Origin of the sequence: Streptomyces sp. NPDC032472 (genome assembly GCF_040636955.1) — a bacterium.
GTDB lineage: Bacteria > Actinomycetota > Actinomycetes > Streptomycetales > Streptomycetaceae > Streptomyces.
This window is the reverse complement of record NZ_JBEZVK010000013.1, coordinates 37,904-57,809: the sequence shown is the minus strand read 5'-3', so window position 1 is coordinate 57,809 and position 19,906 is coordinate 37,904. Positions and strand designations below refer to the sequence as shown.

At 72.5% G+C, this 19,906-nt stretch carries 15 protein-coding genes and 1 pseudogene; 3 read left to right on the top strand and 13 right to left on the bottom strand.

What is annotated here, in order from left to right:
* Nucleotides 1-276: 276 nt before the first annotated feature.
* The 11 genes and pseudogenes from AB0F11_RS10890 to AB0F11_RS10840 all read right to left on the bottom strand — a co-directional run bounded on the left by AB0F11_RS10890 (nt 277) and on the right by AB0F11_RS10840 (nt 13,861).
* A complete protein-coding gene (locus AB0F11_RS10890; RefSeq protein WP_362170582.1) occupies nt 277-1,554 on the bottom strand; it encodes a thymidine phosphorylase in 1,278 nt (425 codons plus the stop codon).
* A gap of 94 nt (nt 1,555-1,648) precedes the next feature.
* Nucleotides 1,649-2,047 carry a cytidine deaminase gene (locus AB0F11_RS10885; protein WP_362170579.1) on the bottom strand — a complete coding sequence of 133 codons (399 nt, stop codon included), beginning with the start codon at nt 2,045-2,047 and terminating at the stop codon, nt 1,649-1,651.
* Complete coding sequence (locus AB0F11_RS10880; RefSeq protein ID WP_362170576.1) at nt 2,044-3,309, bottom strand: ABC transporter permease; 1,266 nt, start codon at nt 3,307-3,309, stop codon at nt 2,044-2,046. Before AB0F11_RS10880 ends, AB0F11_RS10885 begins: the two co-directional genes overlap by 4 nt.
* Entirely contained in the window at nt 3,306-4,421 is a 1,116-nt protein-coding gene (locus AB0F11_RS10875; protein WP_362170573.1) for an ABC transporter permease, read from the bottom strand. Before AB0F11_RS10875 ends, AB0F11_RS10880 begins: the two co-directional genes overlap by 4 nt.
* A complete protein-coding gene (locus AB0F11_RS10870; protein ID WP_362170806.1) occupies nt 4,418-6,076 on the bottom strand; it encodes an ABC transporter ATP-binding protein in 1,659 nt (552 codons plus the stop codon). The genes AB0F11_RS10875 and AB0F11_RS10870 overlap by 4 nt, the downstream gene beginning before the upstream one ends.
* Nucleotides 6,077-6,307: 231 nt before the next feature.
* Nucleotides 6,308-7,366: a BMP family ABC transporter substrate-binding protein gene (locus AB0F11_RS10865; RefSeq protein WP_362170570.1), complete on the bottom strand. Its 1,059-nt coding sequence runs from the start codon at nt 7,364-7,366 to the stop codon at nt 6,308-6,310.
* A 219-nt stretch (nt 7,367-7,585) separates the two neighbouring features.
* A complete protein-coding gene (locus tag AB0F11_RS10860; RefSeq protein ID WP_362170803.1) occupies nt 7,586-8,830 on the bottom strand; it encodes an amidohydrolase in 1,245 nt (414 codons plus the stop codon).
* Nucleotides 8,831-8,967: 137 nt separating this feature from the next.
* Nucleotides 8,968-10,158, bottom strand: a complete 1,191-nt coding sequence (locus AB0F11_RS10855) for a hypothetical protein (RefSeq protein WP_362170567.1) — start codon at nt 10,156-10,158, stop codon at nt 8,968-8,970.
* 105 nt (nt 10,159-10,263) lie between these two features.
* Nucleotides 10,264-11,178: an N-acetylneuraminate synthase family protein gene (locus tag AB0F11_RS10850; RefSeq protein WP_362170564.1), complete on the bottom strand. Its 915-nt coding sequence runs from the start codon at nt 11,176-11,178 to the stop codon at nt 10,264-10,266.
* Between the two features lie 44 nt (nt 11,179-11,222).
* Nucleotides 11,223-11,930 (bottom strand): annotated as a pseudogene (locus AB0F11_RS10845) (acylneuraminate cytidylyltransferase family protein); the annotation flags it as partial.
* Between the two features lie 104 nt (nt 11,931-12,034).
* On the bottom strand, nt 12,035-13,861 hold the full coding sequence (locus AB0F11_RS10840) for a DUF6716 putative glycosyltransferase (protein ID WP_362170561.1): 1,827 nt from the start codon (nt 13,859-13,861) through the stop codon (nt 12,035-12,037).
* Between the two features lie 176 nt (nt 13,862-14,037).
* Here AB0F11_RS10840 and AB0F11_RS10835 point away from each other — a divergent pair, with 176 nt between their 5' ends.
* Nucleotides 14,038-15,075 carry a glycosyltransferase family 2 protein gene (locus tag AB0F11_RS10835; RefSeq protein ID WP_362170559.1) on the top strand — a complete coding sequence of 346 codons (1,038 nt, stop codon included), beginning with the start codon at nt 14,038-14,040 and terminating at the stop codon, nt 15,073-15,075.
* The gene (locus AB0F11_RS10830) at nt 15,075-16,430 is read left to right on the top strand and encodes a polysialyltransferase family glycosyltransferase (RefSeq protein ID WP_362170557.1); all 1,356 of its coding nucleotides are present in this window, start codon (nt 15,075-15,077) and stop codon (nt 16,428-16,430) included. The genes AB0F11_RS10835 and AB0F11_RS10830 overlap by 1 nt, the downstream gene beginning before the upstream one ends.
* An 18-nt stretch (nt 16,431-16,448) precedes the next feature.
* Here the strand turns inward: AB0F11_RS10830 and leuE are convergent, their stop codons facing one another.
* On the bottom strand, nt 16,449-17,120 hold the full coding sequence (gene leuE, locus AB0F11_RS10825) for a leucine efflux protein LeuE (RefSeq protein ID WP_362170555.1): 672 nt from the start codon (nt 17,118-17,120) through the stop codon (nt 16,449-16,451).
* Between the two features lie 44 nt (nt 17,121-17,164).
* Nucleotides 17,165-18,745, bottom strand: a complete 1,581-nt coding sequence (locus tag AB0F11_RS10820) for a methylmalonyl-CoA mutase family protein (protein WP_362170553.1) — start codon at nt 18,743-18,745, stop codon at nt 17,165-17,167.
* Between the two features lie 202 nt (nt 18,746-18,947).
* On the opposite strand from AB0F11_RS10820, the gene AB0F11_RS10815 reads away from it, so the two are divergent.
* A complete protein-coding gene (locus AB0F11_RS10815) occupies nt 18,948-19,820 on the top strand; it encodes a L,D-transpeptidase family protein (RefSeq protein WP_362170551.1) in 873 nt (290 codons plus the stop codon).
* Nucleotides 19,821-19,906: the final 86 nt, after the last annotated feature.

Genomic DNA, 19,906 nt, shown 5'->3' with positions numbered 1-19,906 from the left:
TGGCGGAGCCGGGTTCCTTGGGGCTCCGCCCCAAACCCCGCGCCTCAAACGCCGGCGGGGCTGGATCTTTGCCGACCCTCGGCTTCGAAGGCCGGGGCAGGGCTGGGATGGCCGGGCCCCGGCTCCGACAGCAGACGGCATCCTCACCGAGGCGGGCGGGCGCACGGCAAGCACCCTGGGCGACGCGGGCCCCTCGAAGCCGGCGGCCCGGCAACACCGGCCCCGCCGGCGATCGAGGCGCGGGGCCGGGGCCGGCGGGGCGGCGAGGCGGTGGGGTCAGGCGATGCGGTCCAGGACGATCGGGGTCGGCTGGAAGGGCGTGCCCGCCGGGGCGATGTCGTACGAGCCCTCGAGCGAGGCGAGGGCGTACTCGAACTTCTCCGGGGTGTCCGTGTGCAGCGTCATCAGCGGCTGGCCGGCGGTGACCTGCTCGCCCGGCTTGGCGTGCAGCTCGATGCCGGCACCGGCCTGCACCGGGTCCTCCTTGCGGGCGCGGCCCGCGCCCAGGCGCCAGGCGCCCACGCCCACCGCGTACGCGTCCAGGCGCGTCAGCACGCCCGAGGCGGACGCGGTGACCACGTGCTGCTCGCGGGCGACCGGCAGGGCCGCGTCCGGGTCGCCGCCCTGGGCCTGGATCATGCGGCGCCACACGTCCATCGCGGAGCCGTCGGCCAGCGCCTTGGCCGGGTCGGCGTCCTTGATGCCGGCGGCGTCCAGCATCTCCTTCGCCAGGGCGATGGTCAGCTCGACCACGTCGGCCGGGCCGCCGCCGGCCAGGACCTCGACGGACTCGCGGACCTCGAGCGCGTTGCCCGCGGTCAGGCCGAGCGGGGTGGACATGTCGGTGAGCAGGGCGATGGTCTTCACACCGCTGTCGGTGCCCAGCGCCACCATGGTGGAGGCCAGTTCGCGGGCGTCCTCGATGTTCTTCATGAAGGCGCCGGAGCCGACCTTCACGTCCAGGACGAGCGAGCCGGTGCCCTCGGCGATCTTCTTCGACATGATCGAGGAGGCGATCAGCGGGATGGCCTCGACGGTGCCCGTCACGTCGCGCAGGGCGTAAAGCTTCTTGTCGGCCGGGGCGAGGCCGTCGCCCGCCGCGCAGATGACCGCACCGGTGGTGTCGAGGACGTGGAGCATCTCCTCGTTGGAGAGCAGGGCGCGCCAGCCGGGGATGGACTCCAGCTTGTCCAGGGTGCCGCCGGTGTGGCCGAGGCCGCGGCCGGACAGCTGCGGCACGGCCGCCCCGCAGGCGGCGACGAGCGGGGCCAGCGGCAGGGTGATCTTGTCGCCGACGCCGCCGGTGGAGTGCTTGTCGGCGGTCGGGCGGGAGAGGGAGTCGAAGTTCATCCGCTCGCCGGAGGCGATCATCGCGGCGGTCCAGCGGGCGATCTCGGACCGGTTCATGCCGTTGAGCAGGATGGCCATGGCCAGCGCCGACATCTGCTCGTCGGCGACGACGCCGCGGGTGTAGGCGTCGATGACCCAGTCGATCTGCTCGGGGCTCAGCTCGCCGCGGTCCCGCTTGGTACGGATGACGGAGATGACGTCCATGTGGTGCTTCCTTCTACGCGCATAGAGGGGGGTAAGGGTGTCCGCGGAAGTACGACGGCCCCCCGCCTCGTGGGCGGAGGGCCGGTCGGCACGGTTATCTCAAGTGGTCCGGCCCGAAGGCCTGCGGCAGCATCTCCGCGAGCGGCAGGATCCCCTTCGGGGTCTCCACCAGCAGTTCCGGGCCGCCGAACTCGAACAGCAGCTGTCGGCAGCGCCCGCACGGGACGAGTACCTCGCCCTTGCCGTCGACGCAGGTGAAGTGCGTCAGCCGGCCGCCGCCGGTGGCCTGGAGGGAGGAGACCAGCCCGCACTCGGCGCACAGGCCGAGCCCGTAGCTGGCGTTCTCCACGTTGCAGCCGGTCACGATCCGGCCGTCGTCGACGAGGGCTGCGACGCCGACCGGGAAGCCCGAGTACGGGGCGTACGCCCGGGACATGGCTTCCCGGGCGGCCTCGCGCAGGACCTCCCAGTCGGGAGTGGCCGCCGTCGTCACTTGCCCTGGCCCTTGCGGTACGGCAGGCCGTCCGCCTTGGGCATCCGCAGGCGCTGCGCCGACAGGGCCAGCACGAGCAGCGTCGTGACGTACGGAGCGGCGTCGACGAACTGGCTCGGGACGGCGTCGGTCAGCGCGTACCAGACGAACAGGCCGGCGGCGCAGGCCAGGGCGATCGCGGCCTGGAGGTGCTTCTTCTTGTACAGCTGCCAGACGACGACCACGACGAGCAGGATCGCGAGCAGCAGCAGCATCGCGTGGACGTTCTCGGCGCCGCCGCGCAGCTTGAGGCTGTACGTGAAGCCGAAGAGGCCCGAGCCGAGGGCCATGCCGCCCGGCATCCAGTTGCCGAAGATCATCGCGGCGAGGCCGATGTAGCCGCGGCCGCCGGTCTGGCCCTCCTGGTAGATGCCGGTGGAGACGATCGCGAGGAACGCACCGCCGAGGCCGGCCATCGCACCGGAGACGACCACGGCGATGTACTTGTACTTGTAGACGTTGACGCCGAGGGACTCGGCGGCGGTCGGGTTCTCACCGCAGGAGCGCAGGCGCAGACCGAAGGAGGTCCGCCACAGCACCCACCAGGTCGCGGGGATCAGCAGGATCGCCACGACGGTCAGCAGCGACAGGTTGGTGACGACGCCGCCCAGGATGCCGGCGAGGTCGGAGACCAGGAACCAGTGCTTGGCCTGGAGCGTGGCCAGCCAGTCCGACAGGCCGGGAACGGTGATCTCGGTGATCGGCTCGATGCGCGGGGACTGCTTGGAGGAGCCGCCCGGGGCCTTGTCGAAGGTGAAGTTCGACAGGTACTGCGTGAAGCCGATGGCCAGGATGTTGACGGCCACACCGGAGACGATGTGGTTGACGTTGAACGTGACCGTGATGATCGCGTGCAGCAGGCCGCCGAGGGCGCCGCCGACGATGCCCATGACGACGCCGGTCCACGGGCCCCACTGGTAGCCCGCCCAGGCGCCGAACCAGGTGCCGAGGATCATCATGCCTTCGAGGCCGATGTTGACGACGCCGGAGCGCTCGGCCCACAGGCCGCCGAGACCGGCCATGGCGATCGGCACGGCGAGCTGGAGGGCGCCGGAGACCTGGCCGACGGAGGTCAGGTCGTTGGCGCCGGAGATGACCCGGACCAGCGAGATCAGGGCGAGGCCGCCCGCGATGATCAGCAGGATCCAGGGCAGGGTGAGCTTGCGGCGGCCGCCGTCCTTCTTGGGCGCGGCGCTCGTCGCGGAAACGGTGCTGGTGCTCACGCCGCGACCTCCTTGTCGGTCTTGATGGCGTGGCCGGCGGCCAGCTCCTCGCCGACCTTCTGCTGCTGGCGGCGGATGCCGTAGCGGCGGACGAGCTCGTAGCTGACGACGACCGCGATCACGATCAGGCCCTGCATGATCGTGCCGATCTCCTTGGCGTAGCCGGCGGTGTCGAGACCGGCGGAGGCCTTGTCGATGAAGGCGATCAGGAGGGCGGAGAAGAAGATGCCGAGCGGGTTGTTGCGGCCCAGCAGCGCGATGGTGATGCCGGTGAAGCCGACGCCCAGCGGGAAGGACAGGTTGTACGTGTGGGACTCGCCGAGCAGGAGCGGCATGCCGGTGAGGCCGGCGACCGCGCCCGAGATGAGCATCGACGTCATGATCATCTTCTTGGCGTCGACGCCGGAGGCCTGGGCGGCGGACTCGCTGGCGCCGGTGGCGCGCAGGTCGAAGCCGAACCGGGTCCGGTTGAGGACGAACCAGTAGACGATGCCGAGGGCGAAGGCCACGAAGGTGAAGCCGTAGATCTCCAGGCCGTCACCCATGGACAGGGCCGGGAACCAGCCCGACTCGGCGATCTCGCCGGTGGTCAGGTCGTTGGAGCCCGCCGGCTGCACGCCGAGGTTCTTGGGCAGGATCAGCCAGGCGATCAGGGCGGTGGCGATGGCGTTGAGCATGATCGTGGAGACGACCTCGCTGACGCCGCGCTTGGCCTTGAGGACGCCCGCGATACCGGCCCAGAAGGCACCGGTGAGCATGGCCACGGCCACGATCAGCAGGATGTGCAGCGGGCCGGGCAGCGTGACCGCGGTGCCGACGACGGCCGAGATCATCGCGGCGAGGCGGTACTGGCCGTCCACACCGATGTTGAAGAGGTTCATCCGGAAGCCGATGGCCACGGCCAGGGCCGCCAGGTAGTAGATGCCCGCCTGGTTGATGATCAGGACCTGGACGTCCTCGTAGCTGCCCTGCTCGACCATGATGCGCAGCGGCTCGATCGGGTCCACGCCCGAGGCGGCCAGCACGATCACGGTCAGTACGAAGGCGCTGACCAGGGCGAGCGCCGGGCCGGCGATGGCCAGGAGCAGCCGGTCCTTGTCGAATTTCTTCATCGGGCCTCGTCCTCCGTCGTGTCACCGTCGGCAGCGGCGGAGTTGGTGTCGGTTGCTTCCAGGTGGCCCCGAGCGGCGCCCGTCATGGCGGTGCCGAGCTCCTCGGGCGTGATGGTCGCCGGGTCGGCGTCCGCGACCAGGCGGCCGCGGTAGATGACGCGCAGCGTGTCGGACAGGCCGATCAGCTCGTCCAGGTCGGCGGAGATCAGGAGCACGGCCAGGCCCTCGCGGCGGGCCTCGCGGATGGCGTCCCAGATCTGCGCCTGCGCGCCGACGTCCACACCGCGGGTGGGGTGGGCGGCGATGAGGAACTTCGGGTTGTGGCTCATCTCGCGGCCGACGATCAGCTTCTGCTGGTTGCCGCCGGAGAGGGAGGCCGCGGTCACGTCGATGCCGGGGGTGCGGACGTCGTACTCGCGCACGATCCGCTCGGTGTCCTTGCGGGCGGCCTTGGGGTCGAGGATGCCGCGCTTGGAGTTGGGCGCCTCGGTGACGTGGCCGAGGATGCGGTTCTCCCAGAGCGAGGACTCCAGCAGCAGGCCGTGGCGGTGGCGGTCCTCGGGGATGTACCCGATGCCGTCGACGCGGCGCTTGCGGACGGGGGCCTTGGTGATGTCCTTGCCGTCCAGCGTGATGACGCCGGAGTCGGGGGTGCTCATGCCCATCAGGGCTTCGATCAGCTCGGTCTGGCCGTTGCCCTCCACACCGGCGATCCCGAGGACCTCGCCCTTGTGGATGGTGAAGCTGACGCCGTCCAGCAGCAGGCGCCCGGCCACCGGGGCCTCGTGCACGTACGTGCCGCCCGGCGACGGCTGCGGCGCGGCGGTCGTCTGGGGAGCGGCGCTCACTCCGGACTCGGCCAGCGTCAGGTTCTCCACCGTCAGCATCGGGATGTCCGTGACCGTCGACTCGCGGGTCTCCGGGGTGGGCAGCTCGGCGCCGACCATCAGCTCGGCGAGCTGCTTGGTCGTCGCGGTCTTGGGGTCGGCGGTGCCGACCGTGGTGCCGCGGCGGATGACGGTGATGTCGTCGGCGACCTTCAGCACCTCGCCCAGCTTGTGCGAGATGAAGATGACGGTCAGGCCCTCGGCCTTGAGCTCGCGCAGGTTGTCGAAGAGTGCGTCCACCTCCTGCGGCACGAGCACGGCGGTGGGCTCGTCGAGGATGAGGGTCCGCGCACCGCGGTAGAGGACCTTGAGGATCTCCACGCGCTGGCGGTCGGCGACGCCGAGGTCCTCGACCAGGGCGTCGGGGCGCACGCCGAGGCCGTACGCGTCCGAGATCTCCAGGATCTTCTTGCGGGCCTTGGCGCCGATGCCGTACAGCTTCTCGCCGCCGAGGACCACGTTCTCGAGGACGGTGAGGTTGTCGGCGAGCATGAAGTGCTGGTGGACCATGCCGATGCCCCGGGCGATGGCATCGCCCGGGTTGCTGAAGGAGACCTGCTCCCCGTCGATGGCGATGGTGCCCTCGTCCGGCTTCTGCATGCCGTAGAGGATCTTCATCAGGGTCGACTTGCCGGCACCGTTCTCACCGATCAGGGCGTGGACCGTGCCCTTGCGAACGGTGATGTCGATGTCCTTGTTGGCAACGACGCCGGGGAAACGCTTGGTGATGCCGTGCAGTTCTACGGCGGGGGGGCTGGACGCGTTGATGACGCACTCTCCTTGGCGCGGAAGGAGCTGGAAAAGCCTTGAGGCAGGGGGACAGGGCGGGGAGAGAAGGTACCGCGTCCACGGAACCTCTACGCGCGTAGCACTGTCGAAAGTGAAAACTTGCGGCCAACCGGCCACAAGATCACGACACGGAACACGGCTTCGGGGCCCGGGAGCGGTAGAGACCGCCCCCGGACCCCGTAAGACCACTACTTCACGTCGGCGACGGCCTTACGGCGCGGTCTTGACGGTGATCTTCTTGGCGATGATGTCGGCCTTCGCCTTGTCGACGGCGGCGATCAGGTCGGCCATCTTCTTGTACTCGGGGTTGGAGTCGGCCAGGCCGACGCCGTTCTTGTCCAGGCCGTAGCGGACCTCGCTGGTCTGCGGCTTGCCGTCCTCGACCGACTTGATCAGGTTGTAGACGGCACCGGACACGTCCTTGGTGACCGAGGTCAGGATGTGGTCCTTGTACTTCGCCAGACCGGCCTGGTTGTACTGGTCGGAGTCGACGCCGATGGCCCACTTGCCGGCGGTGGCGGTGGCCTCGATCGCACCCGAGCCGGCGAGGCCGGCGGCGGAGTAGATCACGTCGGCGCCGTTGTCGAGCTGGCCCTTGGCGGCGGCCTTGCCGAGGTCCGGCTTGGCGAAACCGGAGAAGTCCGGCGGCTGGGTCAGGTAGGTCGACAGCACCTTGGCGTTGGGGTTGGTGTCCTTGACGCCCTGGGTGAAGCCCGCCTCGAACTTCTTGATCAGCGGAACCTCGACACCGCCGATGAAGCCGACCGTGCCGGACTTCGAGGCCTTGGCGGCGGCGACGCCGGCCAGGTAGGAGCCCTGCTCCTCGTTGAAGACCAGGTTCGCGATGTTCTTGTCGGTCACCGAGGTGTCGTCGATGATGCCGAACGTGGTGTTCGGGAACTTCGGCGCGACCTTCTTGATGGCCGGGGCGTAGGAGAAGCCGACGCCGATGACCGGGTTGTTGCCCTTGCGCGCGAGCTCGGTGAGGCGCTGGACCTTGTCGGCCTCGCTCTCGCCCTCGGTGGGCTCCGCCTCGGCGCCCTTGATCTTCAGGTCCTTCTCGGCCTTCTCCAGACCCGCGAACGCGGCGTCGTTGAAGGACTGGTCACCGCGACCGCCGATGTCATAGGCGATGGCGGCCGACTTCTGACCCGACTCGGACGGGGACGCCCCCGTGTCGGAGGACTTCTTTCCGCCACAGGCGGTGGCCGAGAGGGCCAGCGCCGCGGACGCGAGGCCCACGGTGGCGATCCTGGTGATCCGGCGCAAGGGGAGGCTCCTTCAAAACCTGACCGAAGCGCCACTGACCGGCGCTGGTTTCGCGGCGATCGTAACGCGCGTAGATGTCAGTTAAAGGCCCGTTCATGAGTCGTTATCGGATCGTCGCGAACCGGACAGTGACCGAACAGTAACTGCGAAGGTGTCCAGCCCTTGATACACAAGGGCTGGACAGGTGCGCCGCACGCCGCTCAGATGTTGCAAAAATTTCTACCCGGTAGGCCGAGCGCGACGCCCGTCGAGCAGGGCGGCGGCGGTGAAGAACTCCACTCCGACGCCGATCGCGGCCTCGTCCACGTCGAAGTCGCCGCGGTGCAGGTCCCTCTTCACGCTGGCGCCCGGGGGGTGCACGCCGAGGCGGGCCATGGCCCCGGGGACGTGCTCCAGGTACCAGGAGAAGTCCTCGCCGCCCAGGCTCTGCTCCGTGTCCTCGACCGAGCCGGCGCCGCGCCGGGCCGCCATCGCCTCCCGCAGCAGTTCGGTGACCACCGGGTCGTTCACCACGGGCGGGACCCCGCGCACGTAGGTGATCTCCGACTTGGCCCGGTGCACCCCGGCGATCTCGTCGATCGCCGCGTGGATCTGGTCGGGCGCCTCGTGCCAGGCGTTGATGTCCAGGCAGCGGATGGTTCCGGAGAGCTCGGCGTGCATCGGGATCACGTTGCACGCGTGCCCGGCCTCGATCCGGCCCCAGGTGACCGACATGCCCGAGCGGGCGTCCATCCGGCGCGAGAGCACCGCCGGCAGGTCGACCGCGACCCGGGCCGCCGCCGTGACCAGGTCGGTGGTCAGGTGCGGGCGGGCCGTGTGACCGCCGGGGCCCTCCAAGGTGATCTCCAGGCGATCGCACGCCGATGTGATCGGGCCCGCCCGCAGCCCGATCTTCCCCGCGTCGACCCGCGGGTCGCAGTGCACCGCGATGATCTTCCCCACGCCGTCCAGGGCGTCGGAGGCGATGGCATCGGTGGCCCCGCCCGGCAGCACCTCCTCGGCGGGCTGGAACAGCAGCCGCACCGGCCTGGGCAGCCGGCCCTGGCGGTCGAGCTCGGCGAGGACCAGGCCGGCACCGAGGACGACCGCGGTGTGGACGTCGTGGCCGCAGGCGTGGGCCCGGTCGGGGAAGGTCGAACGGTAGGCGACGTGGGTCTTGGCATCGGGGATGGGCAGGGCGTCGATGTCCGCACGCAGGGCCAGCATCGGCCGGCCGCCGTCCCAGGTGCCCACGTCGCATACCAGCCCGGTTCCGGACTTCAGCACGCGCGGGCTCAGGCCGGCTTTCTCCAGCCGGGCCTTGAGGGCCGCCGTGGTGCGGAACTCCTGGTGTCCTAGCTCGGGGTGCATGTGCAAGTCCCGGCGGAAGGCGATCAGTTCGGCACGCAGATGATCCGGAAGCTTGCCGGGCAGCTCGGGCTGGGAGGGCACGCCGGGCAGGACGGTCTGGGACTCGCGGGACATCAACTGGTTCACCCGTTGAAGGGTAGGCGCACGAATGGCCCAACTGGATGGAGATCAGCAAAAGTTCATGCCGTCAGGGGAAAAAAACCAGACCTATGGACGCATGACCGGATGGCGCCGGGGGTAAACTCGCGCGCTCATCCGGCCGCCGGAGCTGCCTGAACAGGGATTCTCTGCACATCACGGGCGGATTCGGTGACCGAGGCGAGGAAGCCCCCGGCGCGCGGGGAGGCGGAGCCGGTGAGCCATGCCGGGTCCACCTCGCATACGGCGACCGTCACCCCCGTACCGGTCAGCGCGTACGGCAGCGTGTGGACGACCGTGGACGGGAAGCTGACGACCGTTCGGCCGATCGGTCCCCGACGCGCCGTCAGCTCCAGAGGCAGGTCCGGCCGTACGATCTCCAGCCCCGTCGCCTCGCTCAGCGCGCGCAGCTTCTCCGGGGACTCGCGGCGGTGCGCGAAGTAGCGGGTGGCGCCGTGGCGCAGCGTCAGGGCGCGCACCGCCTCCAGGTAGCGGGCCCCGTCGACCACGCCGGTCTCCACGAGCGAGGTGCCGACGAGGTCGGTGCCGCGGGTCAGGCGGGGCGGGCCGAAGCGGGCGCGGGTCCAGGCGAAGTCGTTGACCCGGAGCGTCATGGTGCCGTGCACGCTGACCGGCATGGAGGTGAACACCTCGATGCGGCGGCCCGTGCCGGCGGCCGGGGTGAACCGGCGGCGGGCCGTCGCCGAGACCGGCGCGTACGCGAGCTCGCGCAGCCGGGCCGGCAGGCCGCCGCGGCCGATGCGGTGCCAGCGCACCAGGCGCTCACCGCGGGCGGTCTGGGCCGCGAACTCCAGGGTGGCGGTGCCGTCGTCGACGACGACGAGCTCCTCGGCGCGTACGAGGGTCAGCAGCAGCTGCACGTACCGGGAGAACGGGTCGCCGACGACGACGCGCCGGGCGGCGCGGACGTCCCGGGCCAGGGCGGCGAGCGCCCGCAGCGGGGCGAGCCGGCTGCCGCGGGCCTCCTGCCAGCGGACCTCGTACCCCTCGTCCCGGGCGAGCCCCGCCATGCGGCGCAGCTGGCCGCGGGACATGGGGTCGGTCGGGGGCAGGACGACGATCCGCAGCCGGTCGGGCGCGGGGGCGGCGGCCGAGGCGGCGGGGGCCTGCGGGGCGGCCGGGTCCGCAGGGGCGCCGGCCGCCCGGCCGGGCTGGCGCGGTACGCCCGCCAGCAGCGGGGCGCGGCCGGACGGGGCCGTGCCCTGGGCGTGGGCCCACTCCAGCACGTTCAGGAGCTGGACCGGGCTCTCGACGAAAGCCAGGGTGGGGGCTGAGGGGTTCACCGGGACTCCTCCTGTACTTCCTGTACTTCTCGTCAGGCGCGGGCTGCGGTGCTCGGGGGCGGGGCTTGGGGTGGGGGGTGGGGGGGGTGCGGGGTGCGGGGCGCGTCAGACCGCGACCGGCTCGCCCTGGATGCGGCGGAGCTTCTTCATGGGCGCGAGCTCGGACGCGTACACGCGCTTGACGCCGTCGCCGAGGGCGGTCTCGATGGTGCGGATGTCGCGGACGAGGCGGGTGAGGCCGCCTGGCTCGACGGAGGCGGCCTGGTCCGAGCCCCACATGGCGCGGTCGAGGGTGATGTGCCGCTCGACGAACGCGGCGCCGAGGGCCACGGCCGCCAGGGTGGTCTGCAGGCCCGTCTCGTGGCCCGAGTAGCCGATCGGGACGTTCGGGTACTCCTCGCGGAGGGTGTTGATCACCCGCAGGTTGAGCTCCTCGGGGCGGGCCGGGTACGTGGACGTGGCGTGGCAGAGGAGGATGTTGTCGCTGCCGAGGACCTCCACCGCGTGCCGGATCTGCCGCGGGGTGGACATGCCGGTGGACAGCACGACCGTGCGGCCGGTCGCGCGCAGGGCGCGCAGCAGCTCGTCGTCGGTGAGGCAGGCCGAGGCCACCTTGTGGGCCGGGACGTCGAACTTCTCGAGGAAGGCGACGGCCTCGGTGTCCCAGGGCGAGGCGAACCAGTCGATGCCGCGCTTGGCGCAGTGCTCGTCGATGGCCCGGTACTCGGCCTCGCCGAACTCCACGCGGTGGCGGTAGTCGATGTACGTCATGCGGCCCCAGGGGGTGTCGCGCTCGACGTCCCACTGGTCGCGCGGGGTGCAGATCTCGGGGGTGCGCTTCTGGAACTTCACGGCGTCGCAGCCGGCCTCGGCGGCGGCGTCGACCAGGGCCAGGGCGGTGCCGAGGTCGCCGTTGTGGTTGATGCCGATCTCGCCGACGACGTAGACGGGGCGGCCGGGGCCGGCGGTGCGGGAGCCGAGGGTGCGCAGGCGGGGGTGGTCGAGGGTGGCGGCGGTCATGGCGTGGGACGTCCTTCGGTCGGGGTGGCGGGGAGCGGGAGCGGGGCGTCGAAGAGGGGGGCGAGGAGGCGGGCGCGGGCCAGGTCGTGCGGGTCGTCGATCTCCAGGACCCGGGCGGGGTCGGTGGCGACGGGAAGGGTGCGGCCGAAGAAGCGGTGCCGGGCCCGGCGGAAGCCGGCGGCGTCCATGGCGTAGGCGGCGCCGGTCTCCAGCAGGTCCTGGGGGCGGTCCTGGCGGCGGGGGCGTACGGCCTTGTCGTGGTTGACGCCGGTCGCCCCGTCGGCGGCGGGGGCGGGGCCCGGGCCGGGTCCGGGGGCGGCGGCAGCGCGCCAGAGGAAGCCGTGGAAGGGGGCCACGGTCAGGGCGGTGTCGGCCGCGCCGCCGGCCACGGCGGCGGCGACCGACTCCACGTCGGCGGGGGTGAGGAAGGGGCTGGTGCACTGGACGAGCAGGACCACGTCCGCGGTGAGGGAGTGCAGTTCCTCGAAGGCTTCGAGGGCGTGCAGGACGGCGGCCTCGCTGCCGGCGGTGTCCCCGGAGAGGGCGGCGGGGCGGCGTACGGTGGCGGCGCCGGCGGCTCGGGCGGCGGCGGCGATGGCCTCGGAGTCGGTGGAGACGAGTACGTCGGTGACGGTGGCCGCGCCCCGGCAGGCGGTGACGGCCCGCGCCACGAGCGGCACCCCGCCGACCTCGGCCAGGTTCTTCCCCGGCACCCCCTTGGACCCGCCCCGGGCCGGAATCACGGCCAGCACCCGCTTCCGGCCGGCGGGCGGGTCGGCCGCGCCGCGCGGGTCGGTCCGCGGTGCCACGGCCCGGGGTGCGCCGGCGGTCGACGGCGCCGGGCCGGTCCGGGCGGTCACAGGTCCCCCAGGCGGCGGATCGCCGGGGCGACGCGCTGGACCCCGTGGCGGTACGCGCCGCGGGCGGCCTCGCGCAGCCGGCCGCGGAACCAGCGGCCGACGCGGGACCGGCCCTCCCCGCCGCGCAGGGCGCCGGGCAGCGGCGTCCCGTCCGGCGCGAGGTGCTGGCGGGCGAGGATCCCGGGGAGGTATCCGGGGGCGGTGGCGAGCGTGTAGTACGGCTCCACCGGCGGCAGCCAGGGCCGAGCCGCCAGCTCCGCGACCCGGGCACGCGCGACCGCGTACGGATCGGCCGCGGCCTGGGCCCCGGCGCCGGGGCGGCGCACCGCCCCGAGCCCCGGGGCCGTCCCACCCGCCCGCGGGCCGGTGCCGGCATCCGCGGCCCCGGCCTCCGCGGCGGCGCTTGCGCCCCCGGCGCCGACGGCGAACGCCGCCTCGGCGCAGTCGCCGACCTCGGCGACGGCGGCCCGGGCCTCGGCCTCGGCGCGGGGGCGGGACGCCGACGCGAGCTCCTCGGCCCTCGCGCCCGACCGGGGGCCGGTGCCGGTGTCCGGGGTCCCGGCCTCTCCGGTGGCCGTTGGGCCCGCGGCGGCGCCGACGGCGAACGCCGCCTCGGCGCAGTCGCCCGCCTCCGCGACGGCCGCCCGGGCCACGGTCCCCGTGTCCGGGGATCCGGCCTCCGCGGCGGCGGAGGCCACTCCCGCGCAGTCCCCGGCCCCGGCCTCGGCGCCTGCGCGGGGCCTCGGGGGCACGGCGCGGGCGGTCGGTGCGGGCGCGGTGGGCGGCGGCGCGGGGCGGACGCCGTGGGCGGAGAGCCAGGCGGGGGAGGCCTCGGGGAGGAGGCCCGCGTCCAGTTGGTCCCAGGAGGCGAGGCAGCCCGAGCCGAGGAAGTGGTGGTTGCCGAGGGCCTCGCGGATGCCGAGGTCGGTCAGGACCGCCGTCGGGATGCCCCGGTACAGGGACTCCAGGGCGGCCGTGGAGGACACCGTGACCAGCAGGTCCGTGCCGTCCAGTACCTCGCCCATGTTCCCGTACACCAGCCGGCAGTTCACGGGCAGCCCGCCGGGGACCCGCTCGGCGAGCCGCTGGTACGGCTGTTCCTCCAGGTGCGTGGTGTGCTCCCCGGGCCGGCTGCGCAGCTTGACGAGCACCTCGCGGTCGGGGTGCAGCCGTGCGTGCCCGGCCGCCCGCCGCAGGAGGTAGGCCCGGTCCGCGCGGCTGTCGGGGACCGACGGCTGGACGGCGAAGACCACCCGCCGGGCCCGGCTGCCGGCCGGCCGGTACGGGGCCCCGTCCAGGAACGGCAGGGCCGTCTCGGTGACGGACTCCGCGGCCGCGCCGACCCCCTCGTACACCGCGCGGAAGCGCTCGGCGTCGTGGCGGGAGTTGGCGAGGACGAGGTCGGCGCCGTGCCGCAGCAGCAGCCCGTCGGCGAGCTTCTCGTAGACCACGCCCACGTACCCGGTGACGACCACCGGCCGGGCGGCCGGGGCCGGCCACAGGGCGCGGATCCCGTGCAGCACGGCCTGGACGGCGCCGCCGACGAGGGCGAGGACGATGACGTCGGGGCGGTCGCCGACGATCCGGTCGAGGAACTCCGGGCAGGTCACCTCCGACAGCCGCCCGGCGTCGACCGCGACCCCGACCTCGCCGAGCTGGCGCGCGGTCGGCGTGGCGCGGCCGCGCAGCAGGTATCCGGTGAGGCGGTGGTCCGGCGCGAGGCGGCGGGCGGTCAGGGCGCCCCATTTCCACCGGGTGTCGGAATCCGCGAGTACGGCGACCTTGGGGCCGCGCCGCGTGTCTGCGTGATTGCTGACTGGCACCCGGCAGAAGGTATTCGGTGATTCCCGGGATCGGCCCAACGAGCAAACAACAGCGGGTTAACAGGCCGTCGACGAAGTGCGAATCCGCACCGGTTAACGCGCCAGCCCCGCGCCGTTCACACGGAATACGCACCCGCGCCATGGTGAATGCCGGACGACGGCATAACGTCTCGCGGGTGCCCAAGCTCTCTGTTGTCGTGCCGTTCTACAACGTGCAGACGTACGCACCGGATGCCCTGAAAAGCCTCGAACTCAACGCGCGGGACGATTTCGAGTTCCTGCTGGTCGACGACTGCTCGACCGACGGGACGCCCGACCTGCTGCGGCGGGCGGCGCGCGAGCTGCCCGGGGCGGTGCACATCGGACGCGAACAGAACGGCGGCCTGGCCACCGCCCGCAACACCGGCCTGGACGCGGCGAAGGGGGAGTACATCGCCTTCCTCGACGGCGACGACTGGCTGGCCCCCGGCCACCTGGCCCGCACGCTGGCCGCCATCGAGGCCCTGAGCTGCGATTTCGTCCGCACCGACCATGTCAGCGTCAGCGGCCGCACCCGCTCGGTGCAGCGGGTCCCGTACGGTCCGCAGCTGGTGGTGGCCGATCCGCGGGCCGGGATCCTGCCCGCCTCCCGCTCGACCTGCGTGGACTATCCGTACGCCTGGGCCGGCATGTACCACCGCCGGCTGCTGGACGGCGGGCTGCTGCACTTCACCGACGGGCTGCGCACGGCCGAGGACCGGCCGTGGATCTGGCGGCTGCACCGGCGGGCGGGGTCCTTCGCCGCCGTCGGCCTGCCGGGGATCTTCTACCGGCGCGGTATTTCCACCTCGTTGACGCAGATCAAGGACGAGCGGCAGCTCGATTTCATCCGGGCATTCGACCAGGTACTGGCCGATACGGCAGCCGACGCCGAATCGGCGCGGCTGCTGCCGAAAGCGGTCCGAACATACTGTGCCATTATCGCGCACCATATCGGGTCGATCGAAAAATTCGAACGGCCGGTGGCCGAAAAACTCCGCGCGCTGAGTGCGGCCGCCCTCGGCCGGATGCCGGGCGACCTGCTGGACCAGGCGCTGGACTCGATGGACGCCGAGCGCGCCTCGCTCCTGCGCCGCCTGCGCCGCGCCCACCGCCGGACCCGGTCCGCCTCCCCCTCCGTCCCCCCGGCCTTCCCGATCTCCCCGACCGCCGCCACGCGCGGAGGTGACCGCTGATGGCCCTCCCCTGCACCCAGGTCTTCGTCGCCTCCACCCTCTACGGGACCGCCACGCTCGCCGCCGCCCTCGACGCGGGCTGCTTTCCGCCCGCCGGCCGCCGCATCCTGCTGACCAGCAACCACGCCCTCGCCGCCGAGGCCTCCCCCGGCCTCGCCGCCCTGCCCGGCTTCGCCGCCCTGCGCACCCGCTTCGACGAGGTGATCGACTGGAACGCGGCCATCGCCCCGCTGCACCCCAGCTCCTGGACCCCGCGCCCGGAGGACGTGCCGCTGTGGGAGCGGCAGCTGCGCGCGCTGTGGGGGCTCGGCGAGGACCGCGTCGAGCTGGTCGTGGAGTCCCTCCAGGTGCCGCCCGCCCGCGCCCTGTGCCTGCTCTTCCCCGGCGCCGCCGTCGACGTGTACGCCGACGGGCTCATGAGCTACGGCCCCACCCGCTTCCGCCTCGACGCGCAGCTCGGCACCCGCGTGCGCCGGGTGCTCCACCCCGACCTGGTACCGGGGCTGGAGCCGCTGCTGCTCACCGAGTTCGGGGTCCGCCCCGAGCTGGTTCCCGCCACGGCCCTGCTGAAGGTGCTCGCCGAGCTCCCTTCGGAGGCGCCCGAGCTGGACGGGGTGGGCCACAATCCGGCGCTGCTGCTGGGCCAGTACCTCTCCGCCCTGGACCTGCTCTCGCCGTCCGAGGAGGAGGAGCTGCACGTGGAGATGGTCCGCGGCGCGCACGCCCTCGGCCACCGCGAGCTGGTCTTCAAGCCGCACCCCAGCGCCCCCGCCGAGTACTCCCGGCGCGCCGCCGCCGAGGCCGGGCGGCTCGGCGCCCGCCTCACCGTCGCGACGAGCCCGGTGCTGGCCGAGTCCCTGTACGAGCGGCTGCGCCCGGCCCTCGTCGTCGGCTGCTTCTCCACCGGCCTGCTGACGGCCGCCACGCTGTACGGGCTGCCCGTCGCGCGCACGGGGACGGGGGCGCTGCTGGCCCGGCTGACCCCGTACCAGAACAGCAACCGGATCCCGCTGACGGTGGTGGACGCCCTGCTGCCCGCCCTGTCGGACGCGCGGGCCGTCGACGGGTGGAGCCCGCCCGGGCCGGAGCAGGTCCGGGGCCGCCTGGCCGGGCTGCTCACGGCGGTCGGGTACGCCATGCAGCCGCAGATCCTCGCCGGGCGCCGCGCCGACGCCGAGCGGTACCTGGCCCACCACCCCGAGCAGCGCACCGGGAGCTACTTCACCCGCCGCCGCCTGACCTCCCTCGGGCTGCCCGGCGGCATCCCGGCGCGGCTGGCGTTCCTGCCGCACAGCCCGGCGGTGCGCCGCGCGGTCCGCCGGCTGCGGCGGCTGCGCCCGCTCCGGGCGCGCTGAGCCGGGCGAAGCCGACGCTCAGCTCGTGGCGAGCTTGGCGGCGAAGCCGAGGAAGAGCACCCCGGCCGCCGAGGTCGCCCCGGCCGACAGCCGCTTGCGGCGGCGGAAGGCCGCGGCGAGGCGGGTGCCGCCGAATATCAGCAGCGTCAGGTACAGGAAGCTGCCGAGCTGGAGCAGGGCGCCCAGCAGGAGGAAGGACAGCGCCGGGTAGGCGTAGCCGGGGTCGACGAACTGCACGAAGAAGGAGACGAGGAAGAGGATCGCCTTCGGGTTGAACAGGCTGATCAGCAGCGCCCGCCGGTACGGCCGCTCGCCCTCCCCGGCCGCCCCGTCCTCGCCGTCCTCGCCGGACGCTGCGACGCCGGCGGTCTCGGCGGCCGCGGTCCGCGACCGCCACAGCGCCCAGGCGCCGCGCATCATCCCGACGGCGAGCCAGGTCAGGTAGCCGGCGCCGAGCAGCTTGACGATCCCGAAGAGCACCGGGCTGGTCTGGAGCAGCGCCCCGGCCCCGGCGGCGGACAGGGTCATCAGCACGGCGTCGCCGGTGAACACCCCGGCCGCGGCCTTGTAGCCGGTCCGCACGCCGCGCCGCGCCGCGACGGAGAGCACGTACAGCGAGTTCGGACCCGGCAGCAAAATGATCAGGACGAGGCCGACGAGGTAGGTCGGCAGATCGGTGACACCCAGCATGCGCAGGAGTGTCCCATAGGGTTGCTCCTGTCGCACGGGGGATTTCACCAGGTGGAACGGGTGGGCTCGTACGCGCCCCAGACCTCGCGCAGGGCGTTGCAGATCTCACCCACCGTGGCGCGGGCGCGCAGGGCCTCCTTCATCGGGTAGAGGACGTTCGCCGTGCCGGCCGCCGCCTCGCGCAGGGAGGCCAGGGCCGCCGAGAGCGCCGAGCCGTCGCGGTCGGCGCGCAGTGCGGCCAAGGCCTCGCGCTGGCGGGTCTCGATCGCGGGGTCGACGCGCAGCGGCTCGTACGGCTCCTCCTCGGCGAGGGCGAAGCGATTGACCCCGACGACCACCCGCTCGCCGCTGTCGGTCTGGGTGGCGATGCGGTACGCGTTGCGCTCGATCTCCGCCTTCTGGAACCCGGCCTCGATCGCGGCGACCGCGCCGCCGAGGTCCTCGACCCGGCGCATCAGGTCGAGCGCCGTCCGCTCCACGTCGTCGGTCATCCGCTCCACCGCGTAGGAGCCGGCGAAGGGGTCGACCGTGTGGGGGACGTCCGTCTCGTACGCCAGCACCTGCTGGGTGCGCAGCGCCAGCCGGGCCGCCTTCTCGGTCGGCAGTGCGATCGCCTCGTCGAAGGAGTTGGTGTGCAGGGACTGGGTGCCGCCCAGTACCGCGCCGAGGGCCTGCACGGCCACGCGGACGAGGTTCAGCTCCGGCTGCTGGGCCGTCAGCTGGACGCCGGCGGTCTGGGTGTGGAAGCGCAGCATCAGCGATTTGGGGTCCTTCGCCCCGAATGTGTCGCGCATGATGCCGGCCCAGATCCGCCGCGCGGCACGGAACTTCGCGACCTCCTCCAGCAGGGTGGTGCGGGCGACGAAGAAGAAGGACAGCCGCGGCGCGAACTCGTCGACCGCCATCCCCGCGGCCAGCGCGGTCCGTACGTACGCGATCCCGTCGGCCAGGGTGAAGGCGATCTCCTGCGCGGGCGAGGCCCCGGCCTCGGCCATGTGGTAGCCGGAGATGGAGATGGTGTTCCAGCGGGGCATCTCGACGCGGCAGTAGCGGAAGATGTCGGCCGTCAGCCGCAGCGAGGGCTCGGGCGGGAAGATGTAGGTGCCGCGGGCGATGTACTCCTTCAGCACGTCGTTCTGGATGGTCCCCGTCAGCTGCCAGCCCTCGACGCCCTGTTCCTCGGCGACGAGCTGGTACATCAGGAGCAGCAGGGCGGCCGGGGCGTTGATGGTCATCGAGGTGGAGACCCGGTCGAGCGGGATGCCCTCGAAGAGGACCCGCATGTCGTCGAGGGAGTCGACGGCGACGCCGACCTTGCCGACCTCGCCGTGGGCGAGCGGCGCGTCGGAGTCGTGGCCCATCTGCGTCGGCAGGTCGAAGGCGACGGACAGGCCCGTGCCGCCGCCGGCGATGAGCTGGCGGTAGCGGGCGTTGGACTCCGCGGCGGTGCCGAACCCGGCGTACTGGCGCATGGTCCACGGCTTGCCGGTGTACATCGTCGGGTAGATCCCTCGTGTGTACGGATACGCCCCCGGTTCGCCCAGTTTGACCTCCGGATCCCACTCCGTCAGATCGCCCGGCCCGTAGACCGGTTCGATGGGACTTCCGCTCTCGGTACTCGCCATGTGACCAAGCCCTCCATAGAGAGAACGGGCCCGGGGCTGATACAACCTCTCCCGGCTGCGCCGGTGCGCCCCGGCGCGACGGTCGGCCGTCGCCTGCCCGACGGCCGCTGGTCACAATGGCGCAACATCCCGGGACCGTGTGCAACTCTCCACGCCCGCCAGGCATCACCTACATACACGACGTAGAAAACGGGGGGCTGCAATGCACCGCCAGAGAGTCATAGTCCGCGCCCTCGGGGTGGCCACCGCCGTCGCGCTCTCCGCGACCGCCTGCGGTCCGCAGAAGACGGAGCCCGCGGGCTCCTCCTCCGTGGTCCCGTCCGCGTCCGCGGCGGGCTCCTCCCCCGAGACCTCACCCTCCGCCGACGACAAGGCGGCGTCTCCCTCGGCGTCGCCGTCCCCGTCCGCCTCGGCCTCCGCGTCGCCCTCGCCGTCCCCGACGGTCAAGGCGCTCATGTCGAACGGCGACGAGAGCGACCAGGTGCGCGAGCTCCAGGCCCGCCTGAAGCAGCTCAAGTACATGACGGTCAAGCCGACCGGCTTCTACGGCTCCAAGACCACCGCCGCGGTCAGGGCCTTCCAGGCGAAGAACGGCCTGCCCGCCACCGGCTCGGTCGACGAGGCCACCTGGAAGAAGATCCAGGGCATGAGCAAGAAGCCCTCCGCCGACGAGCTGCGCCCGCCGGAGGTCAACGAGGCCGACGCGCCGGACCCGCGCTGCATGAAGGGCCGGGTGATGTGCATCAGCAAGGAGAGCCGCACCCTCGCCTGGATGATCGACGGCAAGGTCATCTCCACCATGGACGTCCGCTTCGGCTCGGAGAACACCCCGACCCGCGAGGGCGAGTTCAGCGTGGGCTGGAAGGCGAAGGAGTGGACGTCGACGATCTACCACACGCCGATGCCGTACGCGATGTTCTTCAGCGGCGGCCAGGCGGTGCACTATTCGGCCGACTTCGCGGCCCGCGGCTACAACGGCGCCTCGCACGGCTGCGTGAACGTCCGGGACAAGGGCAAGCTCGCCGCGCTGTTCGACCAGGTGAAGGTCGGCGACAAGGTCGTCGTCTACTGGTGATGCGCTGATCGGGTGAGCCGCCCGTACGACGAAAAGCGGTGGCGGGGGGGGGGGGGCGAGCACGGGGCGCCCCCGCGCGGGGAACA